This is a genomic window from Mycobacterium sp. E2462, from assembly GCF_001672685.1.
Lineage (GTDB): Bacteria > Actinomycetota > Actinomycetes > Mycobacteriales > Mycobacteriaceae > Mycobacterium.
Genome location: NZ_LZKC01000298.1, coordinates 20,801 through 27,097, shown reverse-complemented (window position 1 = coordinate 27,097; position 6,297 = coordinate 20,801). Strand labels below are relative to the sequence as shown.

The window sequence follows — 6,297 nt, the reverse complement described above, 5'->3', positions numbered from 1 at the left end:
CGCGGAGGCGCGGCCGCAGTTCCCGCATCACCTCGACACCATCGTGCACGTGCCCGCCCCGACGTTCGACGCCGGCGCCCCCGGCCGCGGCGCCGTCCGTTTCGGATGATCAAACGTCTCCAAATCGGCACTCGATTCGTGACCCAAACTGGGTATACCGGATTGACGGCCCAGCAAGGAGCTGGGCTTTGCCAGCTATCCCAAGGAGATCCGCATGGACGTCATGGCAGCTACCGAATACCTGGCCCGGTCCTCGACCCTGACTAGCGTCGGCATCATCGGCTACATCATCATCGGCGGTCTCGCAGGTGCGCTCGCCAGTCGGATCATCCGGGGCAGCGGCGCCGGCATCCTCATGGACATCGTGATCGGCGTCGTCGGCGCCCTCATCGGCGGCTTCATCCTCAGCTTCTTCGTCAACACCGCCGGTGGCGGGCTTATCTTCACCTTCTTCACCGCACTGCTCGGAGCGCTCATCCTGCTCTGGGTCGTCGGGATGGTTCGTCGCACCTAAGTCCCCGCGCCCGTGGTGGTCAGCGGCATGATGGAGCCATGTCGCTGACCACCACGGTGATGCGCGCCTGGCGGGTGCGCCGACCCGGGCCGATGGACACCGACCCGCTCGAGCTGACCCGCGCCGAGGTGCCCCGCCCGGCCCCGTCCGAACTGCTCGTCGCCGTGCGCGCCTGCGGCGTCTGCCGCACCGACCTGCACGTCACCGAGGGTGACCTGCCGGTGCACCGCGACCACGTGACACCCGGCCACGAGGTCGTCGGCGAGGTCGTCGAGCTGGGATCGGACGTCGGCGACGATTTCCGGGTCGGCGACCGCGTCGGCATCGCCTGGCTGCGCCACACCTGCGGCGTCTGTACCTATTGCCGCCGGGGCGCCGAAAACCTGTGCCCCCACTCGCGCTACACCGGTTGGGACGCCGACGGCGGCTACGCCGACTTCGCGACCGTCCCGGCCGCCTACGCCCACCACCTGCCGCGCGGCTACAGCGACAGCGAACTCGCGCCGCTGCTGTGCGCCGGCATCATCGGATACCGCTCCCTGCTGCGCGCCGAGCTGCCGCCCGGCGGCCGGCTGGGCCTGTACGGCTTCGGGGGCAGCGCCCACATCACCGCCCAGGTCGCGTTGGCGCAGGGCGCCGAGGTGCACGTGATGACCCGCGGCGCGCAGGCCCGGGAGCTGGCGATGCAGCTCGGCGCCGCCTCGGCGCAGGGCGCCGCCGACCCGCCGCCCGTGCCGCTCGACGCGGCGATCCTGTTCGCGCCGGTCGGCGACCTGGTCTTGCCGGCCCTCGAGGCCCTGGACCGCGGCGGCACGCTGGCCATCGCCGGGATTCACCTGTCGGACATCCCCAGCCTGAACTACCAGCGCCACCTGTTCCAGGAGCGTCAGGTCCGTTCGGTCACGTCCAACACCCGGGCCGACGCGCGGGCCTTCCTGGAGTTTGCGGGCAAACACCGCATCGAGGTGACCACGCCGGAATACTCGCTGGGCGAGGCCGACCGGGCGTTGGCCGATCTGAGCGCCGGACGGATCGCCGGCGCCGCGGTGCTGCTGCCCTGATCAGGGTCAGGTCGACAGGTGCCACACCAGCGCGGCGGCCAGCGCGCCCAACCCGTTCAGCGACCAGTGCAGCGCGATCGGCGCGATCAGACTGCCGCTGCGGCGGCGCAGCCAGCTGAAGACAAACCCCGCCGCCCCGGTGGCCAGCACCGCGCCGGTCACCCCCGCCAGCATGCCCAGGACGCCGCCGCCGAGCAGCCGGGACAGCCCGACGTTGCTGCTCGTCAGGCCGAGTGACGTCGCGACGTGCCACAGGCCGAACAACAGCGACCCGGCCAGCGCGACGCCGCGAAAGCCCCAGGCCCTATGCAGCGCGCCGTGCAGGACGCCACGGAAGGCCAGCTCCTCGGGGATGACCGTCTGCAGCGGGATGACGACCATCGACGCGAGCATGGCCCCGGAGACGGTGGCGTAGCGGTGATTCATGAACATCGGGCGGGTCATCGGGAGCGCCACCCCGACCGCGATCACCAGGGCGACGACGGCCACCGCACCCAGCGCGTAGCCCAACCCGGACTTCCAGTGCTCGCGACCCAGCCCCAGGTCCGCCCAGCCCAGACCGCTGCAGCGCATCAAGACGACCAGGCCGAGGGCGGCGACCGGGACGGTGCCGATGCCGGCCCACGCGGTGGTGAAATGCGCGACCACGTTGGTCACCACCAGCACCAGCACGACGATGGCGATGTCGAGGTGGATCCGGAGGCGGTGCAGCGCCGAAAACTGCGCCGCCAGCGGGTGGGTCTCGGCTGCGGCGTCGGGCATTAGACCAGATTACCGGCGCCGCGGCCCGCGGCGGCGCGACGAGATTGCGGTCATGGTCGTGATGAACGCGGGAATGCAGCCATGGCGGCAATCTCGGCGAGCAGGATCACGACTCCCAGGTCCACCCGGAGATGGCCGGGTCGTCCTCGCCGTGCTCCCGGGTGTAGCGCCGCGCGTCGAGGCGGGCGTCGACCATCCGCTGCCGCAGCACCGCGGCCCTGCTCGCCAAGCCGTCCACCCGATCGATGACGTCCATGACCAGGTGGAAGCGGTCCAGGTCGTTGAGCATCACCATGTCGAACGGCGTCGTCGTGGTGCCCCGCTCCTTGAAGCCCCGCACGTGCAGGTGCCCGTGGTTGGTGCGGGCGTAGGTCAGCCGGTGGATCAGCCAGGGGTAACCGTGGTAGGCGAAGATGACCGGCCTGTCGCGGGTGAACAGCGCGTCGAATTCGCGGTCCGGCAGGCCGTGTGGGTGTTCGGAGTCGGGCAGCAGCCGCATCAGGTCGACGACGTTGACCACGCGGACCGCCAAGTCGGGCAGCTCGCGGCGCAGGAGCGCCGCGGCGGCCAGCGTCTCGAGCGTCGGGACGTCGCCGGCGCAGGCCAGCACCACGTCGGGCTCCGCGGTGGCGGTGCTGGCCCACTGCCAGATGCCCAGGCCGCGCGCGCAGTGGGCGATCGCCTCGTCCATGTCCAGGTAGGCCAGCGCGGGCTGCTTGCCCGCGACGATGACGTTGATGTAGTCGCGGCTGCGCAGGCAGTGGTCGGCCACCGACAGCAGGGTGTTGCCGTCCGGCGGGAGGTACACCCGGGTCAGCTCCGCCCGCTTGTTGGCGACCAGGTCGATGAACCCCGGGTCCTGGTGCGAGGCGCCGTTGTGGTCCTGGCGCCACACGTGGGAGGTCAGCAGGTAGTTCAGCGACGCGATGGGCCGCCGCCACGGCAGCTCCCGGCTGGTGCCCAGCCATTTCGCGTGCTGGTTGAGCATCGAGTCGACGATGTGCACGAACGCCTCGTAGCAGTTGAACAGCCCGTGCCGCCCGGTCAGCAGGTAGCCCTCCAGCCAGCCCTGGCAGAGGTGCTCGGAGAGCACCTCCATGACCCGGCCGTCGGGCGCCAGATTCTCGTCGTCGGGGCCGATCTCCGACATCCACGCCTTGGCGGTCGACCCGAACACCGCGTCCAGCCGGTTGGAGGCGGTCTCGTCGGGGCCCATCAGCCGGAACCGGTCGGGGTTGCGGGCGATCACGTCGCGCAGGAAGGCGCCCAGGACGCGGGTGGCCTCGTGGGTGACGGCCGCCGGGCGGTCCACCTGCACCGCGTAGTCGCGGAAGTCGGGCAGCTCGAGGTCGTGCAACAACAGGCCGCCGTTGGCGTGCGGATTGGCGCTCATCCGGCGATCGCCGGTCGGCGCCAGCGCCCGCAACTCGGGCCGCAGGGCGCCGTCACCGTCGAACAGTTCCTCGGGCCGGTAGCTGCGCAGCCAGTCCTGCAGCTGCGCGCGGTGCTTCGGGTTGTCGTGCGTCTCCGACAGCGGCACCTGGTGCGCCCGCCAGGTGCCCTCCACCTTCTTGCCGTCGACCTCCTTCGGGCCGGTCCAGCCCTTGGGCGTGCGCAGCACGATCATCGGCCAGACCGGCCGTTGCGGGTGGTCGCCGGCGCGCGCGGCGCGCTGGATCGCGGCGATGTCGTCGAAGGCGTCGTCGAGCGCGGCGGCCAGCTGCCGGTGCACGTCGGTCGGGTCGTCACCGGCGACGGTGATCGGCCGATAACCGTAGCCGCGCAGCAGCGCCTCCAGCTCGACGTGTGGGATCCGCGCGAGGACGGTCGGGTTGGCGATCTTGTAGCCGTTGAGCGCCAGGATCGGCAGCACGGCGCCGTCGGTCACCGGGTTGAGGAACTTGTTCGAGTGCCAGCTGGCCGCGAGCGGCCCGGTCTCGGCCTCACCGTCACCCACCACGCAGGCCACCACCAGGTCGGGATTGTCGAACGCCGCGCCGTAGGCGTGCACCAGCGCGTAGCCGAGCTCACCGCCCTCGTGGATGGACCCGGGTGTCTGGGCGGCGACGTGGCTGGGGATGCCGCCGGGGAAGGAGAACTGCCGGAACAGCTTGCGCAGCCCCTCAGTATCCTCCTCGATTCCGGTGTAGACCTCGCTGTAGGTGCCCTCGAGGTAGGCGTTGGCCACCAGGCCGGGGCCGCCGTGGCCGGGGCCGGTGACGTAGATGACGTTGGCGTCGCGGTCGCGGATGACCCGGTTCAGGTGCGCATAGATCAGGTTGAGCCCGGGCGTGGTGCCCCAATGCCCGAGCAGCCGCGGCTTGACGTGCTCGACGGCCAGCGGCTCGGTGAGCAGCGGGTTGTCGAGCAGGTAGATCTGCCCGACGGACAGATAGTTCGCGGCACGCCAGTAGGCGTCGATCAGGTCCAGCTCGTCGTCGGCAAGGGTGGTGGACTTTCCTACGCTCGTCTCAAGGCTCACCGCGCCAATTGTCCAAGGCGTCGCTGCGCGCCGCCAGGTTCAAAGGTCACTCTTCGCCGCGCGCCCGCGCCTCGTAGGCGCGCCGCTTGGCCACGTCGACGTCGTCGGTGAAGACGTGGTCGCCGCCGAGCAGCCGGTTCATTCCCTCGGACACGGCACGCGGCAGGTATTTCTGCGACACGATGAGGGCGCCGGCGGTTTTCGTTACCCGCACCCGCGGCCGGGGATGGGCGATCAGCCGCACGATGGCGTCGGCGATGTCGGCCGGTTCGGCGTTCTTGATGCCCTTGGCGCCCGAGGTGCCGTCGGTCAGCTCGGTGTTGACGAACGTCGGCAGGACCGCGGAGAACTTCACACCGGTCGTGCGGTATTCGATCCGGGCGGCGTCGGTGAAGCCGATGACCGCGTGCTTGCTGGCGCAGTAGGTCGCCGCCCCCGCCAGGTAGGTCTCGCCCGCGAGGGAGGCGACGTTGATGACGTGGCCCGCGCCGCGCGGGAGCATGCGTTGCGCCGCGAGCTTACTGCCCAGGATGACGCCGTAGACGTTGATGTCGAGGATCCGCCGCGTGACGGCGTCGGGCTCGTCGACGACGCGGCCCAGCGGCATGATGCCGGCGTTGTTGACCAGCACGTCGACCGGCCCGAGTTGCCGCTCGACGCCGTCCAAGAAGTCCGCGAACGACTGGGGGTCGGTGACGTCGAGCCGCCCGTAGACGTCGAGGCCGAGGTCCGCGCCGGCCTCCTTGACCTTCACCTCGTCGACGTCGCCGATGGCAACCTTGGCGCCCAGGCCGTGCAGCGCCGTCGCGGTGGCCAGGCCGATGCCCCGGGCGCCGCCGGTGATGACGACGACCTTGCCGCCCACCTTGACCGCGAGGGATTCCGTGTCCGCCATGTCGCCCCTTCCGGTGACAAGCACAGCACTCGGGGCCCGGGCGCGCAATGCCCTGCCCGGGCGGCGCGCGGCGGCGCGATCACCACCCCGCCGAACCGGGGCCGCCTTTGAATGGGCCGCTGATCCAGCTGGTGATCCAACCGCCGTAGAAGCCCCCGGGCTGCGGTACGACGACCTCCCCGTTGACGGTGCACCGATCGACGGCGCCGGCCATGACCGCGACCGCACCGGCGATCGCGGCGAAACCCGGCGTCGGCTCCGGATAGCTCCAGGCGCACTTGCGCGCGACCCGGCCGCCGCCGATCAGGTCGTAGTAGGCGGCCCGGCCTTTCCACTCGCACCAGGAATTCCCGGACGCCGGGCGCAGGCCGCCCTCGGCGAACGCTTCGCGAGGCAGATAGTAGGTCGGCGGATGGCTGGTTTCGAGCACCCGCCAGGCACGAGAAGCGCGGGCGACGACCTCGCCCCCCAGCTCGACGGTGAGGGAACCCGCGAACGGCTCGACGCGCGGTGGCCGGGGGTAGTCCCACACCGACTCGCGCCGGGGCCCGGATTCGCTCATCTGTCGTCTCCCTGGCTGGTC

At 70.9% G+C, this 6,297-nt stretch carries 6 protein-coding genes and 1 pseudogene; 3 read left to right on the top strand and 4 right to left on the bottom strand.

What is annotated here, in order from left to right; translation table 11 throughout:
- From A5714_RS27650 to A5714_RS15070, 3 genes and pseudogenes are all read left to right on the top strand, one after another.
- Positions 1–82: pseudogene (locus A5714_RS27650) on the top strand (short-chain dehydrogenase); the annotation flags it as partial.
- A gap of 132 nt (positions 83–214) precedes the next feature.
- A complete protein-coding gene (locus A5714_RS15075) occupies positions 215–514 on the top strand; it encodes a GlsB/YeaQ/YmgE family stress response membrane protein (RefSeq protein WP_068072525.1) in 300 nt (99 codons plus the stop codon).
- A 38-nt stretch (positions 515–552) separates the two neighbouring features.
- The gene (locus A5714_RS15070) at positions 553–1,575 is read left to right on the top strand and encodes a zinc-binding alcohol dehydrogenase family protein (RefSeq protein WP_068286298.1); all 1,023 of its coding nucleotides are present in this window, start codon (positions 553–555) and stop codon (positions 1,573–1,575) included.
- Between the two features lie 6 nt (positions 1,576–1,581).
- Here the strand turns inward: A5714_RS15070 and A5714_RS15065 are convergent, their stop codons facing one another.
- From A5714_RS15065 to A5714_RS15050, 4 genes are all read right to left on the bottom strand, one after another.
- A complete protein-coding gene (locus A5714_RS15065) occupies positions 1,582–2,337 on the bottom strand; it encodes a CPBP family intramembrane glutamic endopeptidase (protein WP_068286295.1) in 756 nt (251 codons plus the stop codon).
- A gap of 106 nt (positions 2,338–2,443) precedes the next feature.
- Complete coding sequence (locus tag A5714_RS15060) at positions 2,444–4,819, bottom strand: phosphoketolase (RefSeq protein WP_068072517.1); 2,376 nt, start codon at positions 4,817–4,819, stop codon at positions 2,444–2,446.
- Positions 4,820–4,865: 46 nt separating this feature from the next.
- Complete coding sequence (locus tag A5714_RS15055) at positions 4,866–5,714, bottom strand: SDR family oxidoreductase (RefSeq protein ID WP_068286292.1); 849 nt, start codon at positions 5,712–5,714, stop codon at positions 4,866–4,868.
- Positions 5,715–5,793: 79 nt separating this feature from the next.
- Positions 5,794–6,276: a DUF427 domain-containing protein gene (locus tag A5714_RS15050; RefSeq protein WP_068286287.1), complete on the bottom strand. Its 483-nt coding sequence runs from the start codon at positions 6,274–6,276 to the stop codon at positions 5,794–5,796.
- Between the last annotated feature and the right edge of the window lie 21 nt (positions 6,277–6,297).

What these genes read in the sequence shown, in the direction of transcription:
- A5714_RS15075 (WP_068072525.1), top strand. Translation starts at nt 215, where the DNA reads ATGGACGTCATGGCAGCTACCGAATACCTGGCCCGGTCCTCGACCCTG.
- A5714_RS15070 (WP_068286298.1), top strand. Translation starts at nt 553, where the DNA reads ATGTCGCTGACCACCACGGTGATGCGCGCCTGGCGGGTGCGCCGACCC.
- A5714_RS15065 (WP_068286295.1), bottom strand. Translation starts at nt 2,337, where the DNA reads ATGCCCGACGCCGCAGCCGAGACCCACCCGCTGGCGGCGCAGTTTTCG.
- A5714_RS15055 (WP_068286292.1), bottom strand. Translation starts at nt 5,714, where the DNA reads ATGGCGGACACGGAATCCCTCGCGGTCAAGGTGGGCGGCAAGGTCGTC.
- A5714_RS15050 (WP_068286287.1), bottom strand. Translation starts at nt 6,276, where the DNA reads ATGAGCGAATCCGGGCCCCGGCGCGAGTCGGTGTGGGACTACCCCCGG.